Origin of the sequence: Paenibacillus roseus (assembly GCF_016424485.1) — a bacterium.
Classification (GTDB): Bacteria; Bacillota; Bacilli; order Paenibacillales; family Paenibacillaceae; genus Paenibacillus_D; species Paenibacillus_D roseus.
In genome coordinates, this window is the sequence record NZ_JAELUP010000117.1 from 184,842 (window position 1) to 208,609 (window position 23,768).

At 48.4% G+C, this 23,768-nt stretch carries 30 protein-coding genes; 3 read left to right on the forward strand and 27 right to left on the reverse strand.

The window, feature by feature from the left end:
- Positions 1 to 10 precede the first annotated feature (10 nt).
- The 21 genes from nusB to JFN88_RS23850 form a co-directional block, all read right to left on the reverse strand.
- Entirely contained in the window at positions 11 to 460 is a 450-nt protein-coding gene (gene nusB, locus JFN88_RS23750; RefSeq protein ID WP_199021830.1) for a transcription antitermination factor NusB, read from the reverse strand.
- A gap of 198 nt (positions 461 to 658) precedes the next feature.
- Positions 659 to 889 (reverse strand): DUF2273 domain-containing protein, encoded by a 231-nt coding sequence (locus JFN88_RS23755; RefSeq protein WP_199021831.1) that lies wholly within the window; start codon positions 887 to 889, stop codon positions 659 to 661.
- Positions 890 to 904: 15 nt separating this feature from the next.
- Positions 905 to 1,462, reverse strand: coding sequence for an alkaline shock response membrane anchor protein AmaP (amaP, locus tag JFN88_RS23760; RefSeq protein ID WP_199021832.1), 558 nt, complete (start codon positions 1,460 to 1,462; stop codon positions 905 to 907).
- Between the two features lie 119 nt (positions 1,463 to 1,581).
- Positions 1,582 to 1,995 carry an Asp23/Gls24 family envelope stress response protein gene (locus JFN88_RS23765; RefSeq protein ID WP_199021833.1) on the reverse strand — a complete coding sequence of 138 codons (414 nt, stop codon included), beginning with the start codon at positions 1,993 to 1,995 and terminating at the stop codon, positions 1,582 to 1,584.
- A gap of 140 nt (positions 1,996 to 2,135) precedes the next feature.
- Complete coding sequence (accC, locus tag JFN88_RS23770) at positions 2,136 to 3,494, reverse strand: acetyl-CoA carboxylase biotin carboxylase subunit (RefSeq protein ID WP_199021834.1); 1,359 nt, start codon at positions 3,492 to 3,494, stop codon at positions 2,136 to 2,138.
- A 25-nt stretch (positions 3,495 to 3,519) separates the two neighbouring features.
- Complete coding sequence (accB, locus tag JFN88_RS23775) at positions 3,520 to 4,014, reverse strand: acetyl-CoA carboxylase biotin carboxyl carrier protein (RefSeq protein WP_199021835.1); 495 nt, start codon at positions 4,012 to 4,014, stop codon at positions 3,520 to 3,522.
- 199 nt (positions 4,015 to 4,213) lie between these two features.
- Positions 4,214 to 4,828, reverse strand: coding sequence for a SpoIIIAH-like family protein (locus tag JFN88_RS23780; protein WP_199021836.1), 615 nt, complete (start codon positions 4,826 to 4,828; stop codon positions 4,214 to 4,216).
- 54 nt (positions 4,829 to 4,882) lie between these two features.
- Positions 4,883 to 5,518 carry a stage III sporulation protein AG gene (gene spoIIIAG / locus JFN88_RS23785; protein ID WP_199021837.1) on the reverse strand — a complete coding sequence of 212 codons (636 nt, stop codon included), beginning with the start codon at positions 5,516 to 5,518 and terminating at the stop codon, positions 4,883 to 4,885.
- Between the two features lie 50 nt (positions 5,519 to 5,568).
- Positions 5,569 to 6,423, reverse strand: a complete 855-nt coding sequence (gene spoIIIAF / locus JFN88_RS23790; RefSeq protein WP_199021937.1) for a stage III sporulation protein AF — start codon at positions 6,421 to 6,423, stop codon at positions 5,569 to 5,571.
- Positions 6,333 to 7,544 carry a stage III sporulation protein AE gene (spoIIIAE, locus tag JFN88_RS23795; RefSeq protein ID WP_199021838.1) on the reverse strand — a complete coding sequence of 404 codons (1,212 nt, stop codon included), beginning with the start codon at positions 7,542 to 7,544 and terminating at the stop codon, positions 6,333 to 6,335. The genes spoIIIAF and spoIIIAE overlap by 91 nt, the downstream gene beginning before the upstream one ends.
- Positions 7,545 to 7,548: 4 nt before the next feature.
- A complete protein-coding gene (spoIIIAD, locus tag JFN88_RS23800) occupies positions 7,549 to 7,944 on the reverse strand; it encodes a stage III sporulation protein AD (RefSeq protein WP_199021839.1) in 396 nt (131 codons plus the stop codon).
- Between the two features lie 44 nt (positions 7,945 to 7,988).
- On the reverse strand, positions 7,989 to 8,192 hold the full coding sequence (gene spoIIIAC, locus JFN88_RS23805) for a stage III sporulation protein AC (RefSeq protein WP_199021840.1): 204 nt from the start codon (positions 8,190 to 8,192) through the stop codon (positions 7,989 to 7,991).
- A gap of 16 nt (positions 8,193 to 8,208) precedes the next feature.
- Positions 8,209 to 8,727 (reverse strand): stage III sporulation protein SpoIIIAB, encoded by a 519-nt coding sequence (spoIIIAB, locus tag JFN88_RS23810; protein ID WP_199021841.1) that lies wholly within the window; start codon positions 8,725 to 8,727, stop codon positions 8,209 to 8,211.
- Entirely contained in the window at positions 8,724 to 9,752 is a 1,029-nt protein-coding gene (spoIIIAA, locus tag JFN88_RS23815; RefSeq protein WP_199021842.1) for a stage III sporulation protein AA, read from the reverse strand. The genes spoIIIAB and spoIIIAA overlap by 4 nt, the downstream gene beginning before the upstream one ends.
- Positions 9,753 to 9,836: 84 nt before the next feature.
- Positions 9,837 to 10,103 carry a YqhV family protein gene (locus JFN88_RS23820; RefSeq protein ID WP_199021843.1) on the reverse strand — a complete coding sequence of 89 codons (267 nt, stop codon included), beginning with the start codon at positions 10,101 to 10,103 and terminating at the stop codon, positions 9,837 to 9,839.
- Positions 10,104 to 10,293: 190 nt separating this feature from the next.
- Positions 10,294 to 11,550 (reverse strand): aspartate kinase, encoded by a 1,257-nt coding sequence (locus JFN88_RS23825; RefSeq protein ID WP_199021844.1) that lies wholly within the window; start codon positions 11,548 to 11,550, stop codon positions 10,294 to 10,296.
- 149 nt (positions 11,551 to 11,699) lie between these two features.
- Positions 11,700 to 12,770 (reverse strand): Rpn family recombination-promoting nuclease/putative transposase, encoded by a 1,071-nt coding sequence (locus tag JFN88_RS23830; RefSeq protein ID WP_199021845.1) that lies wholly within the window; start codon positions 12,768 to 12,770, stop codon positions 11,700 to 11,702.
- 218 nt (positions 12,771 to 12,988) lie between these two features.
- Positions 12,989 to 13,546, reverse strand: a complete 558-nt coding sequence (gene efp / locus JFN88_RS23835) for an elongation factor P (RefSeq protein WP_199021846.1) — start codon at positions 13,544 to 13,546, stop codon at positions 12,989 to 12,991.
- A 33-nt stretch (positions 13,547 to 13,579) separates the two neighbouring features.
- Positions 13,580 to 14,653 (reverse strand): M24 family metallopeptidase, encoded by a 1,074-nt coding sequence (locus JFN88_RS23840; RefSeq protein ID WP_199021847.1) that lies wholly within the window; start codon positions 14,651 to 14,653, stop codon positions 13,580 to 13,582.
- Between the two features lie 30 nt (positions 14,654 to 14,683).
- The gene (gene aroQ / locus JFN88_RS23845) at positions 14,684 to 15,121 is read right to left on the reverse strand and encodes a type II 3-dehydroquinate dehydratase (protein WP_199021848.1); all 438 of its coding nucleotides are present in this window, start codon (positions 15,119 to 15,121) and stop codon (positions 14,684 to 14,686) included.
- A gap of 95 nt (positions 15,122 to 15,216) precedes the next feature.
- Positions 15,217 to 15,714 (reverse strand): YqhR family membrane protein, encoded by a 498-nt coding sequence (locus tag JFN88_RS23850; protein WP_233168371.1) that lies wholly within the window; start codon positions 15,712 to 15,714, stop codon positions 15,217 to 15,219.
- A gap of 190 nt (positions 15,715 to 15,904) precedes the next feature.
- Here JFN88_RS23850 and JFN88_RS23855 point away from each other — a divergent pair, with 190 nt between their 5' ends.
- Both JFN88_RS23855 and JFN88_RS23860 read left to right on the forward strand, forming a co-directional pair.
- Positions 15,905 to 16,885, forward strand: a complete 981-nt coding sequence (locus JFN88_RS23855; RefSeq protein WP_233168373.1) for a DUF1385 domain-containing protein — start codon at positions 15,905 to 15,907, stop codon at positions 16,883 to 16,885.
- Between the two features lie 15 nt (positions 16,886 to 16,900).
- A complete protein-coding gene (locus JFN88_RS23860) occupies positions 16,901 to 17,206 on the forward strand; it encodes a hypothetical protein (protein ID WP_199021850.1) in 306 nt (101 codons plus the stop codon).
- 10 nt (positions 17,207 to 17,216) lie between these two features.
- Here JFN88_RS23860 and JFN88_RS23865 read toward each other — a convergent pair whose 3' ends face one another.
- Both JFN88_RS23865 and mntR read right to left on the reverse strand, forming a co-directional pair.
- Complete coding sequence (locus JFN88_RS23865) at positions 17,217 to 18,140, reverse strand: patatin-like phospholipase family protein (protein WP_199021851.1); 924 nt, start codon at positions 18,138 to 18,140, stop codon at positions 17,217 to 17,219.
- A 234-nt stretch (positions 18,141 to 18,374) separates the two neighbouring features.
- Complete coding sequence (gene mntR / locus JFN88_RS23870; protein ID WP_199021852.1) at positions 18,375 to 18,797, reverse strand: transcriptional regulator MntR; 423 nt, start codon at positions 18,795 to 18,797, stop codon at positions 18,375 to 18,377.
- A gap of 210 nt (positions 18,798 to 19,007) precedes the next feature.
- On the opposite strand from mntR, the gene splB reads away from it, so the two are divergent.
- On the forward strand, positions 19,008 to 20,081 hold the full coding sequence (gene splB, locus JFN88_RS23875; RefSeq protein WP_199021853.1) for a spore photoproduct lyase: 1,074 nt from the start codon (positions 19,008 to 19,010) through the stop codon (positions 20,079 to 20,081).
- Positions 20,082 to 20,088: 7 nt separating this feature from the next.
- Here splB and JFN88_RS23880 read toward each other — a convergent pair whose 3' ends face one another.
- The 4 genes from JFN88_RS23880 to JFN88_RS23895 all read right to left on the reverse strand — a co-directional run bounded on the left by JFN88_RS23880 (position 20,089) and on the right by JFN88_RS23895 (position 23,525).
- The gene (locus JFN88_RS23880) at positions 20,089 to 20,796 is read right to left on the reverse strand and encodes a cytochrome c biogenesis CcdA family protein (RefSeq protein ID WP_199021854.1); all 708 of its coding nucleotides are present in this window, start codon (positions 20,794 to 20,796) and stop codon (positions 20,089 to 20,091) included.
- Between the two features lie 16 nt (positions 20,797 to 20,812).
- Positions 20,813 to 21,616 (reverse strand): metal ABC transporter permease, encoded by an 804-nt coding sequence (locus JFN88_RS23885; RefSeq protein ID WP_199021855.1) that lies wholly within the window; start codon positions 21,614 to 21,616, stop codon positions 20,813 to 20,815.
- A gap of 33 nt (positions 21,617 to 21,649) precedes the next feature.
- A complete protein-coding gene (locus JFN88_RS23890; protein WP_379168637.1) occupies positions 21,650 to 22,360 on the reverse strand; it encodes a metal ABC transporter ATP-binding protein in 711 nt (236 codons plus the stop codon).
- A gap of 154 nt (positions 22,361 to 22,514) precedes the next feature.
- Positions 22,515 to 23,525 carry a metal ABC transporter solute-binding protein, Zn/Mn family gene (locus JFN88_RS23895; RefSeq protein ID WP_199021856.1) on the reverse strand — a complete coding sequence of 337 codons (1,011 nt, stop codon included), beginning with the start codon at positions 23,523 to 23,525 and terminating at the stop codon, positions 22,515 to 22,517.
- Between the last annotated feature and the right edge of the window lie 243 nt (positions 23,526 to 23,768).

Consider the following 23,768-nt stretch of genomic DNA (forward strand, 5'->3'; position numbering starts at 1 on the left):
CTATCCGTGTCTAAACCTTATTGTTAAGTTCATTTAAAGCTTTAAGCAGCCGTCCGAGCACGCCATTGACGAACTTGCCGGATTCCTCTGTTCCAAAATGCTTGGCCAACTCAATTGCCTCGTTAATAATCGCTTTAGGCGGCACATCACTTGTATACACCAACTCATAGCAAGCTAATCTGAGGACTTGACGGTCGACCCGTGACAAGCGGTCCACCTGCCAACCGGTCAAATATTGCTGAAGCATATCGTCAATCGCTTGACGATGCTCAGCTACCCCAAGGGTCAATTTTCTGACGAAGGACTCGATTCCTTTAATATCATCCTCGGCGGCATCAATTTCATTGTCCTCCTTGGCTTCCTCAAGCAGCATATTAACCGCCTCTTCAGCAGATACCTCATTCATTTCCATTTGGTAAAGGCTCTGTATTGCAATTTCTCGTGCCAGTCTACGTTTCATGAATCCTCCTAGTCAATCGATATTCTATTTCGCCCTTAAGCCTTGCTGTTCCTGATCTGAGCAGCTTCCGTCCGTGCGAAAAACCCAGAACAACCATACGGCGATAATCCGTTAGTTCGTTCAGAAAAAAACCTATGATTTCCTCCCTGCCCCGAACAGCGGCCTGCCGATGTCCGGCGAACGGAGGAAATCACAGGGTTATTTAAAAATGCGCCAACGGCTTTGGAGCCAGGCGAGGATTTGCTGCCACGGGATAAACGGGGGAGCGGAAATATCCCGCTGCTTGCCAAAAAAATAACCGATCCACAGCAGCAAGGCAAAAAACAGCATATCCCAAAATCCGGAAAACAGATAAATAAAACCTAAAAAAAGAGCGGTGACGACACCTGTTACACGACCGCCGTACGTGGTCCAAAGCTCCCTCCACATCGGTTCAATTCACCTCTATTCCACTCGACTCTTGAAAGTTTGGGTCTGGATAATGTTCGCTACAAAGACCGTCACGGAAGCGACTGGAATGCCTGTAATCTCCTCTACATGCTCCTTGACTGCACGCTGAATCTCCTCGGTCAGAACCGGAATAGAAGTTTCGCCGTCCACCACAGTCCGGATGACGATTTCAAGACCGGAGTCCTGAATGCGGATACGTGACTTCAGTTCGCGTACTCCCCGCTGCTTGCCGGCTGCCTTCAATGCGAGATTCTCCACCGTTTCCACAGAAATTCGGATATCGCCAAAGTCCGTGCGCTGGTCGATAGAAGGGCTTGCGGCATTTCCCCGTCGAATTGAAACATAGAAAAACCGGAAGCTTATCAGGAATACGATCACCGAAACAACAATGACTGTAATTTGCAGCCAGGTTTCACTGTACACACCCTCGATCCACCGATCCGTAATTTTTTCGGGAATCCAGCCGGCTCCAACCCCTAGCACTGTAACAGATATGATGCCGATAACAAGACTAAAACAGAATAACAGAAGCCTGTCCACAATTTTAACCACTGTTAGGTCTCCTTTCCCGGTCTCCAAACGCAATTTCCTGTCAATCGGTAAAAAGCCCCCCTTCGGGGCGCGAACGCAAAGCCCGCAAAAGGGGGAGCATCTATTGGGCTACTGCCAATTTACTTCACGCGATTGGACTGCAATTCTTCATCTTCACCCGTTTTTTCACTGGATTTAAAGTGAACATCATGAATGTGTACATTCACTTCTACCACGTGCAACCCAGTCATCATCTCGATAGAACGCTTTACATTGCGCTGAATCTCAGCCGCAACTTCCGGTATGCGGTTGCCATACTCAACAATAATCGATACATCAACAGCCGCTTCCCGCTGGCCGACCTCAACCTTTACTCCTTTGGAGAGGTTCTTGCGGCCGAGCAACTCAGCGATACCGCCAGCCAAGCCTCCGCTCATCCCGGCAACTCCCTGCACCTCGATCGTAGCCAGGCCTGCGATGACCTCGATTACCTCAGGAGCGATCTGAATCGTCCCCATGTCCGTTTTTTCATAATCCGCTGCAATCGTGCTCATATTAAACTTTCACCTCCGTAAAGTTGCGAAATTATCCGCGCTGCCTGACTGAATGCTTATCCGCAATCTTATTTCTATACTATAACATTTGCCGTGATTTATGACAAACTTGGACAATTGTCAGATTTGGCGCATTCAGTCTAGGATTCAGGATCATTCACATCATGTTCTTCCAGGAATTTAATGTCAAAATTCCCATTCAAGAACCGGTGGTGGTTAAGCAGTTTCATATGAAATGGAATTGTCGTTTTGATGCCGTCAATGGCAAACTCAGACAGGGCGCGTTTCATTTTTGCAATAGCTTCTTCCCTCGTTGCCCCCCACACGATCAGCTTCGCAATCATCGAATCATAATGCGGAGAAATCGTATAGCCCGGATAGGCCGCGCTATCCACACGAACCCCCAATCCTCCAGGAGCAAGGTAGAAATTGATAAGTCCCGGGGAAGGCATAAAGTTGCGATCCGGGTCCTCCGCATTGATCCGGCATTCAATGGACCAGCCGTTAATCTGCAAATCGTCCTGTCGGAAGGACAGCGGATTGCCTTCTGCAACCGAAATCATTTCCTTGATCAGGTCAACGCCTGTAATCATCTCGGTAACCGGGTGCTCCACCTGAATCCGGGTGTTCATCTCCATGAAATAGAACTGGCCGTCTGGCCCAAGCAGAAACTCGAGTGTTCCCGCACCGGCATACTCGACTGCCAAAGCTGCTCTGACTGCTGCCTCTCCCATCTTCTCCCGCTGCTGCTGCGTCAGAATCGGACAAGGCGCTTCTTCTACCAGCTTCTGGCGGCGGCGCTGCACAGAACAGTCACGCTCAAATAAATGAACGGCATTCCCGTGCTTGTCGGCCATTATTTGAATTTCCACGTGCTTCATGCCCGTGAGGAATTTTTCTAAGTAAACACCTGCATTGCCGAAAGCCTTTTGAGCTTCCTGCTGCGCGGTTGTAATTTGCTGAATTAGAGAGGCCTCGTCCTCGGCGATCCGGATGCCCTTGCCGCCGCCGCCGGCAGTTGCCTTAATAATGACAGGATAGCCAATCTCACGCGCGATGACAACCGCATCATCCAGATCCTCAATCAGACCGTCAGAGCCTGGAATAACTGGCACGTTCGCATGTTTCATCGTCAATTTCGCAACGGCTTTGTCTCCCATCCTGCTGATTGCAGACGGGGATGGACCGATGAATGTAATATTGCAGGATTCGCAAATCTCTGCAAAATCGGCATTTTCCGCGAGGAAACCATAACCCGGATGAATAGCGTCACACCCGGTAAGCGTAGCCACACTCATAATATTGGTCAAATTCAAATAGCTGTCCTTGGACAGGATTGGACCGATGCAATAGGCTTCATCGGCCAGCTTGACATGCAGGGAATCACGATCTGCCTCGGAATACACCGCCACGGTCTGAATGCCCAGTTCACTGCACGCACGAATAATACGAACCGCAATCTCTCCGCGGTTGGCAATCAATATTTTCTGAAATTTCACACTCCGAACCCCTTTCGCGAAGCCCTTATTCCGGTCTGACGAGGAACAATGGTTGTCCGAACTCAACAAGCTGTCCATTCTCGACCAGAACCTCGACAATTTCGCCGCGCACATCAGCCTCGAGCTCGTTCATCAATTTCATTGCTTCAAGGATACATACAACGGTCTTCTCGCTGACACGATCTCCGGTATTCACGAAAGGCGCTGCGTCCGGGGAAGAAGCGCGGTAGAAAGTGCCTACCATTGGGGATACGATCTGATGCAGACCGGCTCTTGACGGGGCGGCGTCAGGTTCGGCAGCAGATTGCACATGCGCTGACACTTCCGTTGTTGGTGGCGCCTGAGTAACAGCAACAGGCGAATATGTATGAGGAATCGAGGCTGTCTGTACATTCACCACTTCAGTCTTGCCCGGTTTGCGGATAAGCAGACGAGCCCCTTCATTTTCAATTTCGAGCTCTTGTACAGAGGTCTGATCAACAAGTTTAATCAGCTCTTTAATCTCGCTCAATTTGAACATGGATAATATTCACTCCTTAGCATTGGTAAACCTTGTCCCATTCTCGGTTTGGATAACATTCATATTATATCATAATCGAAAAGTTTAGCCTAACGCTATTTTACAATATCCTTGCAAAATACAGGTTGCGGATAGCCTTAAAGCGAAAAAACACCTGCCAGCGGCCAATGCTCCGGCTGCTGGCAGGCGATGGAGGAGCTTAATGATAGAGCTGTACGGAGACCCGGTCCGCCGACACCTCAAGCGTATTTATTACAAGCTGAATAATGCTGTCAGCCTGGCTTCTTTCCAGCTTGTCGCCTTCCACTACTACTTTATAGCTGTCCTTTTCCTGGGCAACAACCACATTTTTGAACTCATCGCGCAGACTGGCTTCCAGATCATTAATTTTCTCCTCATGCTGCTCCAATTGTTCCACTTGCGTCATGACACTTTTTACCTCTTCTGTCTGGGTATCGTTGATAAGTCCCATCAAGCGGTCATATTCCTGTTGTACTGTTTCTTCTCGCTTGAATTGCTGCTGGGTAAAATAATCGCTCGAAGAGGCTGCTTTGCTCTCTTCCTCAAATTTGTCGATAATTTGCTTATCCGCTTCGGACAATACGCTGCCATCGCCGTACTCCACATCGTTAACCACAATTTTCTCCGTGTTCGCACCGTTCCCTTCACCAGTTGCCTCCGCTGTTATTCCGTTACCGTTGGCTGTTGTTGTTTTGGAGGCGCTGCTGTCTTCCGTGAAGAGATAATACGCGGATAAAATGACCATCAGGCTTAACATTGAAACGAGCCACACCGTTTGTCTTTTCGTATTCATGGAATAATTCATCCTCTCTTCGTTTAGTCCGCTCGGGACTTGTTTTACATGATTTTAAGGCTGCTTGCTCGGAACAACAGATATGCGGTGCGCAGGCACGCTGTAGCCTTTTTTGACTGCGTCCATAATCAATTGCCGCACGCTCTGGTTCTCAGCCCCTCTGGCCACAATCAGAATTCCCCGGATATGAGGCTTGATTTTTTTAGTGACGAGGGGCGTCTGTTCTCCCGACACTTCGTAAAGAACAACCTGACCATCCTTCGTCGTGGAGGTCACATGGCGCTTGCCGCCATTTTTATCCGTCTCTTCCGTCAACTGCTGGGATTGCTTTTCATTTTTTTCGATGACCGACTCCTCCGTGGAGTCGATTGTAATGAGTACATCGACCGTGCCCACCCCTACAATTTTCTCCAGTATTTCCTTCAGCCGGTTCTCCAGCGGGCGCTCTAAAGCTTCAAAGACAGAGTCCGAATCATCCCTGTGCCCAAGCAATGTTTCCTGGACTGCAGGGGGCTCGTCATGAGACTGAGCTGTTGGCTCTACCTGTCTCAAGGACAGGAAGGAATTCATGATCATCAGTCCAATTCCTGCTGCGCCGATGATCAACAGCCAGCGTACTGTACGGACTCTTTTAGGTCCCGATGGGCCTTGCCCGAGCGCAGATTCAATCAAGCCCAGCCATTTAGCCAATGACTCATTCCCTCCTTTGAAGCTTTAGCTTAAACTTCGCTGTTTTTCGATCAGTCGACGGCCGGAGCGTATACGGAGATTACCCTTGTTTCCACCTGAAAACTCTCGGACAAAATGAACGCAATTTGCTTAAACCGACCGTCATCCGGCGAAAGTCGGCTGCTTTGCTCTGTCGCTGCCGCCTCTTCGCTCTCATCAGCTGTGCTGTCCTGCTGCGGGTTCACTTCCGAGGGGATAATGTCCGCAATGCTAACCTGGACCGTTACGGGTTTGACCGGTTCCAATTCAGCTATATCGTTCTCTCCCTCTGCTGCTTCTTCATGTTCTGACGCGGCCAATCGCACCTCCACCTTGGCAATTCGCTTGTCTCCCCCGACTTTGCCTTGCACTTCGAGCTTTACTGTTACTTCAGCCAGAGTCAGCCCTGTCCTTCGCTCCAGTTCTGCCTGCATAGCCGAACCCAGGCTTCTGCCAGCAAGACGTTCTGCTTGGGCCAGCCTCTCTTTTTGCAGTTCTTTCGCCTGCTCCTTGATCTGTTCCAACCCCGCTATGCCTGGTGCGGCCGAATGCTTGGCAACGCCCCAGCCGTGCAGGGAGTCGGCAAGACGCGCCTCGAAATCTCCCTGAAGCAGCCGCAATACCGGGGTTAGCAGCGTCAGGAGAATCAGCAAGCCGATGACCAGTCTGACGTAGCGCTGATAGGCCGAGCTCGGAAGAAGGAGATCGATAATCCCTGCAAGCAGAATGACGGCGATAATTTGTCTGAGCCAATCCGATAGCCATTCCAGAGCAATTGCACCTCCCCAGTCCTGGCCTAGCGCACCATAATGGCGGCATTCCCGGCAGTTAATATAATTGTCACTGCCAGGAAGAACATGAGCCCTACGGCTGCGAGTGCGGCAAATACGTACACCATTGTTTTTCCAATCGTCTCCAGACAGGTGATAATCGGACTTTCTCCAAGCGGCTGCAGCACGGCGGCACAGACGTTATAAATCAAGGCCAGCGCCAGAATTTTCACCGCAGGGAAGACACAAAGGAAAATCAGAATGACGACGCCGGCGATTCCTACTGCATTTTTCACAAGCAGCGAAGCGGACATGACGGTATCGGCCGCATCTGAGAATGCCCGTCCGACTACCGGAACGAAATTGCCCGTTATAAACTTCGCCGTCTTCATCGTCACGCCGTCCGTGACTCCTCCCGTCGCTCCCTGTACGGAGATAACGCCCAGAAAAATCGTAAGCAATACGCCCAGCAATCCAACCGCACATTTGCGGATCAGGTCGGCCAGTTGCGTCACTTTGAACCGATCGCTGATGGCGCTGGCGATGTGCAGAACCGCCGAGAAAAACAGGAGCGGAAAGACGACGGAGTAAATCAGAGCGCCTACAGTATTGATCATGAAGATGATCAGCGGATGCATGACCGATACGGTGACGATGCTGCCCATAGAAGCCAATAGAGTCAAAAGCAGCGGAATCATAGCCATCATGAACTGGATCATTCCGCCGATCGCATCTTTGGCGTAACCGATCGCGACATAGAAGCTGTTGACGGCCAATATGATAAGAACCATATACGAAATAGCGTAGGCGACCTTGCTTACCACCTTGCGTTCAAACGCATTTTGCAGTGTTTCCAGAATCATACTGAATACGGTTAGCATCACAATCGTGACTAGCAACCTGCCGTTATAGAACACCTCGTGCAAAATGTATCGGATCAGCCCTGTCAGGATGCCCATCAACTGCAGCCCGCTGCCGCCTGACTTCAACATATCGGCAAACCCCGGCAGCTTTCCTCCTGGAAAATACCCCCCGTACTCATTCATCAGCTCCGTCCAGTATGTCTCGACCGAACCGGTCTCAATCATGCGCAATTGCTCTTGCACAAGCCTGTCGGCAGATTGCTCAATCGCGCTTTCTGGACTTTCCTTGGCGGATACAACAGCGGCACAGCTCCCCGACAGTGCAAGGAGAAGCAGCAGCAGTGCAGCCATTCTCCATATCACGTAGCGGTTCATTCGTCTAACCTCCCGCCGGGAGAAGATTAAGAACCGTTTCGACAATTATGCTGATGATCGGTACAGCCATTACCAAAATGAGAACCTTCCCCGCAAATTCAATTTTCGAGGCAATGCTGTCCTGACCGGCATCACGGACAATCTGAGCTCCAAACTCTGCGATATAAGCGATGCCAATGATTTTTAAAATCGTGGACATATACACGCTCGGAATTCCCGAACGATTGGCAAGGTTCTCCAGTACCTTCATAACCGCATCAATCTTGCCGATCAGGAACAAAAACAGATAAATCCCGGTAAAGGCAGCCAGCACAAAAGCGAATATCGGCTTCTGCTCGCGGATGACAAGAGTAAGTATGGTTGCGATTAGACCTATGCCGACAATTTGAATGATTTCCATGCTGGCTCACCCCAGTGCATTTCACGGCCCGACCTTCATACCGTCTACTGAAACAGAAAAATCGTCTTAATCTCCTGGAACAAGTCGTTGAGCAGCCGCACCACCATAAACAGCACGACTACAAAGCCGATTAGTGTAACCCAATGCGCCATATCCTCTTTGCCCATCTGCTTGAGCACCGTATGAATCATTGCAATAATGATTCCGATCCCTGCAATTTGAAAAATCGCGCTGATATCCATGTTCATATAATCCGGCACCCCATTACATCATCAGAATGACGATCAGCGCAGCAGAGAGCAGACCCAGACTTTTGCTCATTTTTTCGTACTTCGCCTGGTCTTCCCGCGCCGCATCTTCCTCCGATTTGAGTTGCAGCAGCGCCAGTCGCAAATGCTTTATTTGGTCCTCCCGGTCACTGATCCCAAGCACAGAGCCGAGGCGGATCAAGATGTTTCTCTCATTGTCACGCATGGCCGTATAGGGCCAATGCTCAGTGACAGCAAGTTCCCAGCTCTCGCGAAACGGATCATCCGGCCGCTCCCCAAGCTGTCCGGCGGCCCTGTGCAGCAAGCCTGCAATCGGCTCTGCCGAAGCTCCCGCAGAACGCACCAGCGCCTCGGGCAAAGGTGTAAACCCGTAGCTGATTTCGGTTTCGAGTCTTTGCAGCCCATGGGCCAGCTGTCGAATCTGACGCGGTCTAGCCGCAAACTGTCCCGCCTGGTAGAAGCCAATCATTGTCCCGGCAAACAGCACCAGCAGCGCCCCGATAATCTTGATCATTGCGGTTGCCCTCGGGCGATTGGCATGCTTGCTTGCTGCCCCGCTGCTGTCGGCTCCCGTGCAGCGGGAGCAGGCGCCCTCTGCATCGTAATCGTATGGGCAACCGCCCCGGATGGCGTTCGCCGTATAGCCGCCACTGCCCCAAACACACCTTCATCAAGCAATGTACGAAGCACCGGACGACCTCTGGCATCTGCCAGATCATAGGCATGGGCCGTTGCGATAACTGCCACGCCTGCATGAGCGGCTTCCCGGATAGCGTCCGCATCTTCCTGCCTCCCAATTTCATCTACGATAAGTATTTCCGGGGACATAGAACGCAGCAGCATCATCATCCCTTCCGCCTTCGGACAGGCGTCCATCACATCTGTCCGCGGGCCAATGTCAAAGGAAGGTATGCCTCTGACACTGGCGGCAATCTCGGATCGTTCGTCCACAATCCCTACCTTGCGCCCCGGCCAGCTTGATGCCGCCGGATGCCGCCAATCGCCATAGCTGACACAGCGGGCAATTTCTCGAATGACTGTTGTCTTCCCGCTCTGCGGCGCCCCGATAATCAGAGAAGGAAGCAGCGTCAGGCGCTGCCAGTCAAGCAACCCCGGCAGTAATGTATTGGCGGAGCCTTGTATCTCTCTGGCAACCCGAATATTAAAACCGCCTATATCCCGAATCGCTTTGACTGATCCATTCTCCAGTACCGTCCTCCCTGTCAAACCTATCCGGTGTCCCCCTGCTACGGTTATATATCCTCTCTTGAGTTCCTCCTCCATCGCATACAAGGAATGGTTCGTAATCCGTTCCAGAAGTTTGCGGCAGGCTGCATGATCTGGCTTATAGGCTGAATCAGGCAAGCTTTCCAATGTCCCGTCAGGCGCCACAAAGCGAAAAACCCCGCCGAAGCTGACTTCCAGCGGCCGCGCTTCCCGAATACGAATCTCCTCAAGCCCCTGCCGCACCTGCTCGGGCAGCCTTGCAAGCACCTGCTGCAGCTCCTGTGGCAGCAGATGAATTATGCGAGTCATCATCATTAGCCCCTCCCGGATGTTTGTCCTTGCTTATCTCAATTCTATGAAATTTCCTCATAGAATATGACAGGCTTTTGGGGGGCCTTATTTCTTCAATATGCCTACCATCAGGCAAGTGATGCCTGCCAGTACCCATATGAACTTGTCCAGTGACAGCTTGTCAGAGAGCCCTACCAAACCGATTGTCGTCGTGGAGATCAGTATAATGGGACCTACCAAAGCAAGCGATGAATTGACGACCAGTGCCTTGTCAATTTGGTTCAACCTCAGCATAATAATAGCGGCGATAATCTCCAGACTGCCTGAAACCAAGCGCAGCGTTGCCATGCTGAGCACAATTTTATTCAGCACCTGTTTTCCCTCCTATCCGTGCATCTCTAATTCCATCCTATGCAGGCTTGTCTGCTTTTAGGCATACCACTTAGGCAGGGCAGCTTGCCATCCCTGAATAAACAAAAAAACCGGCAAGGATTTAATCCCTGCCAGCTTGTGGTTGCCTTAACTATATAGAATATATGAATTTCTTGTCTTGATATTCAACCTATTCCCGGCGGTCCTGCGGTCCGCCAACAAATACTTGTTCTTCCGTATCCAGGCCATAAGCGGTATGCAGCGCTCTTACAACGTCTTGAAGCGGTTCAGCCGCAATGACACAGGATACTTTGATTTCTGAAGTACTTACCATCTTGATGCTGACACCCAATTCGGAGATAGCCTGGAACATAGTTGCAGCTACTCCAGGGTTGCTCACCATGCCCGCGCCAACGATCGATATTTTGACCAGTCCGTCCTCAGAGCTGGTTTCGCGGTATGGCACAGCATCACGGACGCTTTCAATGACCTGAATCGCTTTGTCCTTATCGCTTGCTGACACTGTAAAGGAGAAATCCGCCTTGCCGACGGAAACACCGCTCTGTACAATAATATCCACATCAATACCGTTTTGAGCCAATGCACCGAACACATTCGCCAGAACGCCCGGCACATCCTCTACTCCCAGAATGCTGATTCGTGCCACGTTTTTGTCAAATGCGATGCCGCGTACAACTACGCCCTGCTCCATTACCGCTTCCTCCTTCACGAACGTACCTTCATTATACGTAAAGCTTGAACGAACAACCAGGCACACATTATTATGCTTGGCATACTCCACCGCTCTCGGGTGAAGAACCGCCGCGCCCAAATGAGCAAGTTCAAGCATCTCATCATAAGAAATTTCATTGATTTTGCGTGCGCATTTAACGACGCGAGGATCCGTCGAATAGATGCCATCCACATCGGTATAAATTTCACACAAGTCAGCCTTGATCGCAGCTGCAAGAGCTACGGCTGTTGTATCGGAGCCGCCGCGCCCAAGCGTTGTAATTTCTCCATCGGCTGACATGGCCTGGAAGCCCGCAACAACAACAATTTGGTCTTGAGCCAGCGCTTTGAAAATACGTTCCGGCCGGATATCCTGAATGCGCGCCTTGCCATGATTGTCATCTGTAATAAAACCGGCCTGCCAGCCCGTATAGGAAGTCGCCTTTCCCCCAAGCTGATGAATGGTCATCGATAACAAGGCAATAGAAATCTGTTCTCCGGTCGTCAGAAGCATATCCATTTCGCGTGCCGGCGGGTTCGGATTAAGCAGCTTGGATTGATCGATCAAATCATCCGTAGTGTCTCCCATTGCGGAAACAACAACGACAATCCGATGTCCTTCTTGTTGTCTTTCAATAATTCGCTTTGCAACCCGCTGCATCCTCTCCGGCGTGCCAACGGAGCTTCCCCCGAATTTCATCACTATTAACGACAACGCAGTTCACTCCTAACCTTTACTTTAACATACAATGATACATTATATCATAACTGGCTTTGGCAGGCATTAAAAAGATGACTTCCTTGGGCAGGAAGTCATCGGTTGATGTGTATTCAAGGAGTATCCTTTGATTTCTGGAGCAGATTCTACTTAAGTTGCTTCCTTAAAGCTTCAAGATGATGCGCGGAAAGGCCTGTGACTTTCGTTATCAGGGCTATGTCCAGCCCTTCCTTCATCATATTAGTTGCAACTTGCTGCATGGCCTGATCTTTTCCCTTTATGATTCCTTGCTCAATTCCTTGCTCGATTCCTTGCTCAATTCCTTGCTCAATTCCTTGCTCAATTCCTTGCTCGATTCCTTTCTCAATTCCCTGCTTAATGCCTTTTTCAATACTTTGTTCCTGAATCCACTCTAAATTACGTTCCAGGTTAGAAATCATGGTAACCATCCCTTCCTTTTGAATTTGGGACACTAATTGTTTTATTTTTTCTTCCTGTACGCCAGCTTTGACAAGCCGCATCATGATATGCTCAAACCATACTGCAAACTGCTCTCTTTGCTCAGGAGGCGTTCGGTCTATTGCAGGGGCCAATCTTTGAAACAATTCGATTAATTCACCAACTTGGAGATCAGAATGCTGCTCAATCAAAAATACGGAACCAACCAGATTAGACAACTTTTCCAAATCCTCTGAAGTATACCGCTTAATATCCAATAGAAAATAGGAAAAGTTCAATAACTGTTCATCTTCAAACAATCCTTCTTCAGCAAGCACCCCCCGAAACTCCAATGAAGCAGTCCAGGGATCGGCGCCGTTATACAAAACAATAGGCACAATTACCGGCAATCGAAAATCATTTCGCTCTCTAACATTCTTTCTTGTGTCTTTAATGACCTGCCTCCAAATTTCAACCTGATATTGAAGCAGACGCCACGGCATCAAAGAATCAACAGTGGATTGTAACTCAATCAGAATATAAAATATAACTTCTTTATCTTTAATTTTTACACGGTATACCAAATCTGATTCCTTGCCACTGAAGTCTGGCAGAATAAATGATTTATCTACTTTTATTATACCCGCTTCGTCAATCTGGTCTACCCACCCCCGCTTGATAAAAGAACGGAGAAGCTCCAAAAATATATCCTTGCTGGACAGGAGATACTTATATCCTTTGTCATGGGGCTGGTGAACGGCGTTTTTGCTGCTTTTCATTCGCTTCTCCTTTGACAATCTTCTTCTCCTAATTATAACTCAAAATGGAAATCAGCGCTTGACTTTAGCCCCTCAAAAAAATAAAAAACACCGCCCTAATGAACTGAAACTTCATGGTTAGAACATGTCTAACCTACAATTGAAGTCATTTCATTAGGGACGGTGTCCGTCCTCGGCCAAATCAGATGGAAATCTGGCTGGCCAAAATCTATTCCCTGCTATGCGCGGGAGATGTATTTACCTTCGCGAGTATCAATCAAAAGCACATCGTCTTCATTGATGAACAACGGAACCTGAACGTTCAGGCCTGTTTCCACTTTAGCGTTTTTAGTAGCTCCTGTAGCCGTGTTTCCTTTAATACCCGGCTCAGTTTCTACAACTTTCAGTTCAACGCTGTTTGGCATTGTAATACCGATGATTTCGCCTTGGTAGCTGGCAATGTTAACATTCATGTTTTCTTTCAGGAAGTTAATTTCCCATTCAAGCTGTTTTTTTTCCAGATTGAACTGGTCATAAGTTTCATTATCCATGAATGTGTATTCATTACCGGAGTTGTACAGATATTGTACCTCACGATTTTCAATGATGGCGCGGCCGATCGTCTCGCCTGCACGGAAAGTTCTCTCAACCGTATTGCCATTGCGCAGGTTTTTCAGCTTGGAACGTACGAACGCAGCGCCTTTACCTGGCTTAACGTGCTGGAAATCCAATACGGTGAAGATATCTCCGTCTACCTCGACGGTCAAGCCTGTCTTAAAATCGTTAACTGAAATCACTGGGTAAGCCCTCCATTTACTTGTCTTCCGCTATTATGCCAGCACCATAAAATGCTTGGGGGAAGCCGTTAATATTTTAATCCCGTTATCCGTTATGACAATATCGTCCTCGATACGTACTCCCCCAAAACCAGGGAGATAAATGCCGGGCTCAACCGTCACCGTCATGCCGGGTGTTAAAACAGCGTCACTAAGCTTGGACAGCCGTGGAGATTCATGAATCTCCATTCCCAGTCCATGCCCCGTTCCATGTCCGAAATAGTCTCCATAACCATACCTTGTAATGATATCTCTCGTCAAGGCATCAGCCTCTCGCCCGGTCATTCCCGGCTTGATATGCTCAAGCGCATGAAGCTGGGCTTCAAGCACAATGTCGTAAATTTCCTTGTGCTTGGCTATCGGTTCATTCCCGACAAATACGGTACGCGTCAGATCAGAACAATAGCCATGGTAATAAGCGCCGAAATCCAGCTTGACCAGCTCATTTTGCTGAACAATCCGGTCGCTTGCTACGCCATGAGGGAGGGCAGAACGCTCACCTGAGGCTACTATCGTATCAAAGGAGGAAGAAGTTGCTCCTCTGCTCCGCATGAATACTTCCATCTCCAGCGCAACATCGGATTCTTTGATGCCAGGCTTCAATAGGCCTAGAATGTGGCTGAACGTGTCGTCGGCCAGCTTGGCTGCCTCCTGCATAACGGCAATCTCGGAATCATCTTTAATGATACGAAGCTGCTCAACAATGGAAGCAACCGGAACAAGCTCAATCCAACCCAGCGAGTCGGACCACTCTTTATAATCGGCAAACACGACCTGATGCTGTTCAAAACCCACCTTGGAAATGCCATCGCCCTCCAGAAGTTCCTTGACTGTGTCAATAAACCGTGGAGCATGCTCCACTACTGTAAAGGCTGGCGCCTGCTGCGGAGCCTGCGACATGTAGCGAAAATCCGTAAGCAGCCAGCTTTGGTTGCCGGTAACAAGCAGATAACCGGAAGAACCGGTAAATCCGCTGACATAACGACGATTGACAGGATGACTGATCAATAAAGCCTCAAGGCCGCTCCGTTCCATATGTTCCCGCAGCTTTAGAATGCGTTGCTCCATCCCTACCATCTCCTTAAACGTTGTTATTACTCAGTTACGAATATGATTGAGCAGGGCGCGGAGCCCCAGTTCGTAGCCTGCATAGCCAAATCCGGCAATTTGTCCGATTGCAATTGGCGCGATAACAGAGACATGACGGAATGCTTCCCGCTTATGTATATTCGACAGATGAACCTCCACGACCGGAAGATCGACCGCGCTTAGCGCATCGCGCAGCGCGTAGCTGTAATGCGTATATGCACCGGGATTAATCAGAATCCCATCCGCCTGATTGAAGGCTGCATGAATCCGGTCGATCAGTGCGCCCTCATGATTGGATTGGAAAAAATCCAGCTCCACGTCCCAATTCTCTGCGGACTTCCTCAAGGATTGCTCAATATCCTGAAGCGTTACCGAGCCATACACCTGAGGTTCCCGAGTGCCAAGCATATTGAGATTCGGACCATTGATGACAATGATTTTCGCCATAGTGAACTCCCTCTTTCATTCAGACAACCTTCTCAAAAGCATGCAAAGTCACTAGACATTTTACCACAAAGCAAAGACATTTGAGAAGTGTCTCCTTACCCTGCGTTCGCTGGCTCCCGAGAGGCTTCATCATGGAATTCAAAAGCAATCGTATAGCCGATAAAAAGGCCCCAGATTAAAAAAAGGCAAAACTCTGTTGTTATGGAATCCCAGCCAAGCTTGTTAAAAGGCAGAACCATTCCCCAAAATGGACCAATGCCTAGAAAAATAACCGCCCACCAGAACAAGCCATAAAAGAGCCCCGGCCATGGGCCGCGGTATTGCCCAAGCGTGAGCATATATAGATAGGTAGCAAGGATGGAAAATATGATAAAGGTTCCGATTCCGACTGCAATCCCCCAGTAAGACAACAAAAAACTTCGCCGCATAAACGAATCGAGCAAAAAACCTGGAAGCACCTTTGTAAAATTAAGCGCATAAAGCAGCCAATGAAAAAGGCCCCAAATCAGGCCTGCAAAAAAACCGGTATTCAGGCCGTAAAGCCAGCGGTTTGTCTGATGGCCATGGTACAAGGAATCATTTGATTTTGCCAAAGCTGTCAACCCCTCCAGAATTATTTACAGATGTTATTATTATGCGATTCCGTTTGCAGTCCTATGCTTACCTGCCCGTATCCAGAGGGCAAGATAGAGGTAACCTAGCAATGCGCCGGAGAATCAAGTACAATAGTAGGAAAGCCGTTTATAGCGGCAAACGCAAAAATATAAGGAAGGTGAGGCACCCTTGTCGCAGAATAATAATATTTACGGGGGACAAGCCGTAATTGAAGGCGTCATGTTTGCCGGGCAACATGTCAATGTAACCGCAGTACGACGCAAGAACAATGAAATTGTCTACTATGAGGTGCCCAGAACAACCAAACCGTGGGTGCAGAAGCTGAAGAAAATTCCGCTGCTCAGAGGCGTGGTTGGAATCATAGAATCAAGCGCCAAAGGCTCGCAGCATTTGAATTTTTCGTTTGAAGCCTATGCGGAAGACGAGACGGAAGAAGAAGCGAAAAATAATCCCGAAAAAGCAAAACAGCCCAAAGAAAAGGAAAAATCGGGACTGAGCCTCTCGATGATTTTCGGAGTGGCAATCGCCGGGATTATCTCGTTTATATTCGGCAAGCTTGTATTTACGCTGACACCGGCAATCGTTGAGGAGTTCCTCTTTCAGAATGCATTTGACAATGTAGTTCTGCATAATCTGATCGAAGGAATTATTAAAATCTTGTTTTTGCTGATCTACCTGTATGTGATATCGATGACCCCGATCATCAAACGGCTGTTCCAGTATCATGGCGCAGAGCACAAAGTCATTAGCGCGTACGAGTCGGGGCTTGAGCTTACAGTTAAAAATGTGCAGAAATTCAACACGCTGCACTACAGATGCGGCAGCAGCTTTATCGTGCTGTCCGTCATTATCGGCGTTATCATCTATTCGTTCTTTCAATGGGACAGCTTATGGGAGCGGGTATACATCCGTATTCTGCTTCTGCCGGTTGTACTCGGAGCATCCTATGAAGCGCTGCGCTTCACAAATTTGCTCAGAGATACGCCTGTACTTCGAGTACTCGGCTATCCGGGTCTATGGCTGCAAAAGCTGACTACGAAAGAACCGACGGATGAGCAAGTGGAAGTGTCTATCGCTTCCTTCAACAGGATGAGGGAGCTTGACAGCCAGATTGCCGCTCAAGTAGTGAGCAAACGCTCGGCAAGCTAAAGGAGGAAATTTGCTGTGAGAAGAAAGATGAGTCCTGCTTTAATTGTGATTATCGCTCTGGCCGTCATCGGTATCGCCGCGAATGTGCAAAACTATTTAATTCCGGTCCTTGTGCTGGGCCTGATCTTCCTGCTGTATTACGTGGGAGTCTATCGCAAAAATCCGAGCAGATACAACACAAAAAAGACAGCCGTCAAATCCCGAACATCGCAGCATTCCGCCAAATCCAAGTCCAAATCTTCCCGCAAAACCATTCCTTTCCGGGTTATTGAGGGCGGCAAGGATGACCAAGATCAAGATGATATGCCTAAATATCATTAACCGGTTTAATTTAGCGAGAAGTTTTTAAAAACTTCTCAGCGGCGGCAACACCGGATGCAAACAACTTCTCGCTCATATCCGGCGATAAATGAAATTGCGTCGTCCGGATGCCAAGCGTCGGAATTTTGATCGTCCGTTCCCAATCATCCTTCTCAATATATCGCTGGTCGTGCGCCAGCATCATCGTCTCCATCATAGCCTGGAACATAGACACCGGGCCGCGGATTGTCCGCGGCTCGGTGTCGTTTTTTCCAACCATCTGAAATCCGACAACCGGAAGCCTCGCAGCCTTGTGCGGTTCATTCTTCTCATCAAACAACCACAGCGGGAAATTACTCAGCAGTCCTCCATCAACGATGTACGCGCTTCTGCGATGCAGCCGCAATCCCTTGATTCGGCTGTTGAACTCCTTGTCTTTAATCGTAACAGGATCGAAAAAATAAGGGATGCTGGCGCTCATCCTGACCGCTTTGGCAACCTCCAATCTGGAAGGTTGTATCCCGTAATAAGCAATATCGTCAGGAAGTACCAGTAACTTGCCGTTGGTAATATCTGAAGCAATCAATTTCAGCTTATTGGGAGGCAAGTCTGCAAAAGTATACACTCCCCTGCTGCGAAGCAGATTCCAAATCCACTCTTCCAGCGCATCTCCCGAGTATAACCCCTTGCGCAGCAGAAGCCGTACTGCCGATCCAATGAATTTAACGTTAAAAATAGCCGAGCGCTTCATTAATGAAGCAAACGAGGTAGATTGAATGATGGGTTTCATCTGTTCTGCCGTATAGCCAGCCGCCAGCAGTGAGGCTACAATCCCGCCGGAAGAGGTCCCGGCAACGTGATGGAAGTCGAATCCCCGCTGCTGCATGACATAGACCGCACCCACCAGCGAAATCCCCTTCATTCCGCCACCTTCAAACACAGCATTGATTTTCATGAGGAATTCCCTCCCATTCGGGTTTCCGGTATATTCCTCACTATATGCAGCATTTTTGTTATTAAGCACGTTAAGGATTGCCGCAGATGCCCCATAACAGCCAGGTTTAAAATAGTTCTGCTGTCCTTTGACGGTCAGGAATTTTGCGAAGAAATGCAAAAAACAGCCATTCCTACCTACGGAAGTGCTGTCTTTTGAGATTCGTGCTGCACGATATTGAATTTGCAATCACTCTTATTCACTTTCAAGCTCGGAGCGAACCTGGGCCAGCTCCTTAAGCCGATTCTCATCCCTGCGGAAATACTCGACAAGCGTCTCGATACAAGTAATCGAATCCCAGCTCAAATGGTGCTCAATTCCTTCTACGTCTTGATAAATATTCTCATCCTGAACGCCAATAATAGTTAGAAATTGTTCGAGCAGGTGATGGCGGTCAACGAGCCGTTTACCCATTTTCTTCCCTTTATTGGTAAGCATAAGACCGCGATATTTTTCGTAAATGAGATAATTATCCTTGTCCAGCTTCTGAATCATTTTCGTCACGGATGAGGGATGTACCTCCAAGCCTTCGGCGATATCTGAGACACGGGCGTACCCTTTCTCGTCAATAAGTTTGTAAATTCTCTCCAAATAATCTTCCATGCTCGGCGTAGGCAATGAAAGCTCCCCCTAACCTGCTTCATTCTTCCTGCTATAGGCAAATTCTTCTTAGCTATCATACACTGACTTGTACCTTTACTGCAACTTGCCTTGTTCTTAACTATGTTGAATTATAGAAACGGAAGTCGGATTGCCAAAGTTTTATACAGACCGTTTTTTTGGACACACTAATTGATGCTTGCTTATTTTGTTCAAGGAGGCATCATTATGGAAACTATTACCTCGCATTCCCTTGTCAAACGCAAGCTGCCTTCACGTCCCTCCTTTGTGCCCGAACTCGTCTATTTTGAACCGGGCGCACTTGATTATGAGAAAGGCCAGCGCATTTACAAATGGGTGCAAGAGCAAGGCATCCCGCTGCGGATGACAACTTCGCATAACCGGATTACCAACCTCCCTGGGGACAGCGAACTGGAGCAATACAAAATTGCCAAACGAACACTGGTGGTTGGTGTGCGTAAAACCCTTAAGTTTGACACATCCAAGCCTTCAGCAGAATATGCGATTCCGATCGCGACTGGCTGTATGGGACATTGCCATTATTGTTATCTGCAAACAACGCTGGGGGCGAAGCCCTATATTCGCGTTTACGTCAATACCAAAGAAATTATGGAAGCTGCTCAAGGCTATATTGACGAACGCAAGCCTGAGATTACACGTTTCGAAGCTGCTTGTACATCCGATCCCGTAGGACTTGAACCAATTACCGGCAGTCTGGCGGAGCTGATCACGTTTATGGCTGACCAGGAGTACGGCCGCCTGAGGTTTGTAACCAAATTCCATCATGTCGATTCCCTGCTGGGGCTTCAACACAATGGACATACCCGAATTCGCTTCAGCGTCAACAGCAAATACGTGATCAAGCACTTTGAGCCGGGCACATCCCGATTCGAAGAAAGGATCGAGGCCGCTGCCAAGGTTGCCCGTGCAGGATACCCGCTTGGCTTTATTATTGCCCCTATCATATGGCATGACGATTGGGAACAGGGATATGGCGAACTGATTGAATCACTGGCTAAAACCTTGCCTCCTGAAGCTTCACAGCAATTAACATTTGAGCTTATTCAACATCGATTCACTAAAACAGCCAAAAATATTATTGAAAGGCGTTACCCCCGTACCAAGCTTGAGATGGATATTGAGAAGCGGAAATACAAATGGGGCCGCTGGGGACAAGGCAAATATGTCTATCCCGATGAAAAAGCGGATGCGCTCCGTCTGTTTTTGTCGGAGCGCATCTTTGAGCATTTTCCCAGTGCGACGATTGACTATTTTACTTGAAATCCAATTAACCCAAATTCGCTGGGGCGAACTGGTTGAGCCAGATTGTAATTTTGGTCATTTGATCTGTAAACAGCAAAATTCCCATTACAATCATGAGGGCGCCGCCAATTTTCATAATCATATTGGAATATTTCAGCATCCATCTGGTGGAGCCGATAAAAAATGCCAAAATGAAGAACGGAATCGCAAAACCTAGCGAATACGCAGCAGTTAATTGAAACCATGTTCCAGGATTGGAAGTGCCAAGCAGCAGAATAGCAGCCAGTATTGGACCTATACACGGGGACCACCCTGCCGAGAAACCAACGCCGAAGACAAAGGAAGCCGCATAGCCGGATTTTTTCATTTTAAAATTAAATTTGCGTTCCTTCATCAACAAATGCGGTTTGAAAATTCCAAGTAAAAACAAGCCGAGCATCACAATCAAAATCGCTGAAATCTGACGGATCAATTCCTGGTAATCCCGAAAGAAGTCAGCAAACAGATTCGTTCCGTAGCCTAAAGAAAAGAACACGAATGAAAATCCCAGCATAAAAAAGAAGGTATGTGTCATCGTGCGGATACGTACTTCCGAAGCGGGATGGTCCGCCTTCAAGTCCTTGACCGAAATTCCTGTTATGTATGACAAATAAGATGGGTATAGCGGCAGGCAGCATGGGGAGACAAAGGAAGCGACACCCCCGGCGAAAGCCAGCCAAATGTTAATGTCCATAGATCAAGCCTCCAAGTCATATTTTGAAGCCGCGTTTGGCAAGCAGAAGCAGGATCAGCATGAAAATCAAGAGCATCACAATTGTTCCGCCCGGCGCCAAATTCCATACACCGGCAATCATTAATCCGGCCATGACAGCAAGCTCTGCAATGAGTACAACTGTAATGATCGTTTGTTTGAAGCTGCGGGCTATAATCAGACTGCAGGCGGCAGGAATAGTCAGAAGCGCAGAAACAAGCAGCGCTCCGACAATTTTGATGGAGGCGCTGATGACAAGCGCGGTCAATATACTAATCATAATATTAAAATACTTCACAGGCAAACCGTTTACAGCAGCTGCATCCTCATCAAATGTAAGCAAAAACAGTTCTTTAAAATGAATTTTCACTGCTGCCAGTACAATAATAGTCACTATGCCAATCACAAGCAAGTCCTCGTTGCCTAGTGTATAAATGCTGCCGAACAGATAGCTGGACACGTTAACGTTAAAGCCGCGCCCCATGGTGAAAAACAGAGAAGCCAGCGCCACACCGCCTGACATAATAATAGCTATCGACAGCTCCGCGTAGGATTTGTAGGCCTTGCGGAGCTTCTCTATGGCAAAGGAAGCCGCGATGGCAAACAACAAGCCGACGCCAATCGGAAATACATTAATCAGAAAACCAAGCGCTACCCCTGCAATGGAGACATGAGCCAACGTATCTCCGATCATGGAGAGTCTGCGCAATACAAGAAACAGCCCCATAACCGGAGCCGTAATGCCAATCAAGAATCCGCCAAGCAGCGCTCTTTGAAAAAATTCACTTGCGATAATTTCCAAGCCCGGTACCCTTCCTTTCCTAATTACAGCCAATCAGAATACAAATGAAGCGCGGCGATCCATCGACTTGCGCAAATCTTTCAAGGAATGCGTCAAATCATTCTCCACGCAATTTTCCAGCTCATGAGAATGTTTCACATAAAACCGGAGCTTGCCATTCATTTGGATTGGCTCCTGCCCGAGGTAGGAGCGAACCCACTCCATGTCATGCGATACCATCAAGAACGTAATGTTATGACGCTGATGCATATGCCGGATCATATGAAAAAAGTTTTCCTGCGTCTCTGCATCAATGCCTACCGTAGGTTCATCCAAAATCAGCAGCGCCGGATTATTGATGAGCGCTTTAGCCAAAAATACGCGCTGCTGCTGACCGCCCGACAGCTGACCGATCCGCTTATCAGCCAAGTCCTCAATGCTCATGGCAAGCATGGCGTCTTCCGCCTTGCTTGCTTCCGCTTTGGTGACCCTGGAGAAAAGCTTGCTGCGTCCATAGAGCCCGGACAACACGACCTCGCGCACAGTAGCCGGAAACAGCGGGTTAAAGGCGTTTTTTTGCGGAACATAGCCGATACGCTCCCAGTGCTTAAAGCGGGATACCGGTTCCCCGAACAGTGAAATTTTCCCTTGATCAGGCTTCAAGAGACCGACAATCATTTTTAACAGTGTTGTCTTCCCCGCACCATTCGATCCGATCAGCCCGACGAAATCTCTTTCTTTGACGGAAACATTCAAGCCGCTGATAACCTGCTTCTGCTCATAGGAGAAAGATACATCTTCGATTGTTATAATATCCCTGTGGCAGGATCCACCTTGCAGCAAAACGGTCACAGTGTTCTCTCCTTTCTTTGTTTCATGTAATTAGTCTATTTTCGTCTGAGCAGTAGAAATTCCATACCTATTGCAAAGCCTTCACAAGGTTTTGCAAATTCGCCTCCATCAGGGTAATAAAATTTTCCCCCGCCTGCTCTTGCTTCGGTGTCAGCCCTTCAATCGGGTTCAGCACAAGTGTCTCAACGTTCGCTTCTCTGGCCAGTGTATCTGCAAGCGTGCTGGTGACCAGTTCTTCAAAGAAAATATAGCGTACTCCATTATCCTTCACGAATTTGGATATCCGCAGCAGATCCTGGGCCCGCGGCTCGGCATCTGGAGACAAGCCCATAATAGCAACTTGATTTAAGCTATAGTCCCGAACCAAATACCCGAAGGCCTGATGGGACACGACAATGTCCTTAAGGGACGTTTTTCCAAGCTCTGTTTGAAATTTGTTATCCAGCTCGACAAGCTTCTTTTTCAGCCGTTCATAGTTTGCCTCATAGTCGGTTGTATAAGACGGAGCAGCCTCAATAAGCGCATTTTTAATATTGTCTGCCATCACCAGCGCTGATTTGGGACTTACCCATGTATGCGGGTCAACCGTTGGAGCATCATGATCAAGATGCTCTCCCGCCTCTGCTTGATCATCAACGTGCTCATGTTCGCTGCCGTCTGCTTCAATCAGTGAGATACCCGTACTGACCTGTACGGCCTTTACACTCTTATCCTTGCCAAGTCCTTTCAGAAAACCGTCAACCCAGCCTTCCAACCCGGCGCCATTGTACAAAAACAGGCTGGCTTTCGACGCTTCATTCAATTCCCTGCTCTTCGGGCTCCAATCATGAGGCTCAACGCCGGCAGGAATGAGATTAATCACGTTGGCATGCTCGCCGCCAATTTCTCCGGCCAAATAATATATCGGATAAAAACTTGTCACAACGCTGATTCTGCCATTCGCCGCTTTGCCGTCCTCCGCAGCCCGAGAAGCGGTATTTTCACATGCAGAAAGAAGCAGCAGGAAAAACACGGTTATGATAATCGTAAAATGACGTTTTTCAAGTATTCGTTTAAATTTTCCAAAGCTTCGTGTCATTGTAATGCTCCTATCTATTGCAAACATAATCGTAACTATTACGTGAAAATTATATAGGCAAGCAGCGGCTGTGTCAAACGGGATGCGGCTTTATTGCCCGAAATGAAGCGCATCTATTCAACCAGACCGTTATGCAGCTACTGGCATGTTCGATGGGGATTTTAAGCAATTTGGAGCCGTTTTTGAATAAAAGAAACCGTTCCTTGATTAGATGGGAGCTGACACTTCCATTTTTATCAAAGA

Bases quoted from the DNA above. Each gene is read 5' to 3' on its own strand.
- JFN88_RS23780 (WP_199021836.1), bottom strand. From the start codon at position 4,828: ATGAATACGAAAAGACAAACGGTGTGGCTCGTTTCAATGTTAAGCCTG.
- JFN88_RS23840 (WP_199021847.1), bottom strand. From the start codon at position 14,653: ATGGAGCAACGCATTCTAAAGCTGCGGGAACATATGGAACGGAGCGGC.
- spoIIIAD (WP_199021839.1), bottom strand. From the start codon at position 7,944: ATGGAAATCATTCAAATTGTCGGCATAGGTCTAATCGCAACCATACTT.
- accB (WP_199021835.1), bottom strand. From the start codon at position 4,014: ATGTTCAAATTGAGCGAGATTAAAGAGCTGATTAAACTTGTTGATCAG.
- nusB (WP_199021830.1), bottom strand. From the start codon at position 460: ATGAAACGTAGACTGGCACGAGAAATTGCAATACAGAGCCTTTACCAA.
- JFN88_RS23755 (WP_199021831.1), bottom strand. From the start codon at position 889: ATGTGGAGGGAGCTTTGGACCACGTACGGCGGTCGTGTAACAGGTGTC.
- JFN88_RS23880 (WP_199021854.1), bottom strand. From the start codon at position 20,796: ATGGACATTAACATTTGGCTGGCTTTCGCCGGGGGTGTCGCTTCCTTT.
- JFN88_RS23865 (WP_199021851.1), bottom strand. From the start codon at position 18,140: ATGAAAATCAATGCTGTGTTTGAAGGTGGCGGAATGAAGGGGATTTCG.
- spoIIIAC (WP_199021840.1), bottom strand. From the start codon at position 8,192: ATGAACATGGATATCAGCGCGATTTTTCAAATTGCAGGGATCGGAATC.
- JFN88_RS23895 (WP_199021856.1), bottom strand. From the start codon at position 23,525: ATGACACGAAGCTTTGGAAAATTTAAACGAATACTTGAAAAACGTCAT.
- splB (WP_199021853.1), top strand. From the start codon at position 19,008: ATGGAAACTATTACCTCGCATTCCCTTGTCAAACGCAAGCTGCCTTCA.
- spoIIIAA (WP_199021842.1), bottom strand. From the start codon at position 9,752: ATGATGACTCGCATAATTCATCTGCTGCCACAGGAGCTGCAGCAGGTG.
- spoIIIAB (WP_199021841.1), bottom strand. From the start codon at position 8,727: ATGATCAAGATTATCGGGGCGCTGCTGGTGCTGTTTGCCGGGACAATG.
- JFN88_RS23765 (WP_199021833.1), bottom strand. From the start codon at position 1,995: ATGAGCACGATTGCAGCGGATTATGAAAAAACGGACATGGGGACGATT.
- JFN88_RS23830 (WP_199021845.1), bottom strand. From the start codon at position 12,770: ATGAAAAGCAGCAAAAACGCCGTTCACCAGCCCCATGACAAAGGATAT.
- spoIIIAE (WP_199021838.1), bottom strand. From the start codon at position 7,544: ATGAACCGCTACGTGATATGGAGAATGGCTGCACTGCTGCTGCTTCTC.
- aroQ (WP_199021848.1), bottom strand. From the start codon at position 15,121: ATGGCGAAAATCATTGTCATCAATGGTCCGAATCTCAATATGCTTGGC.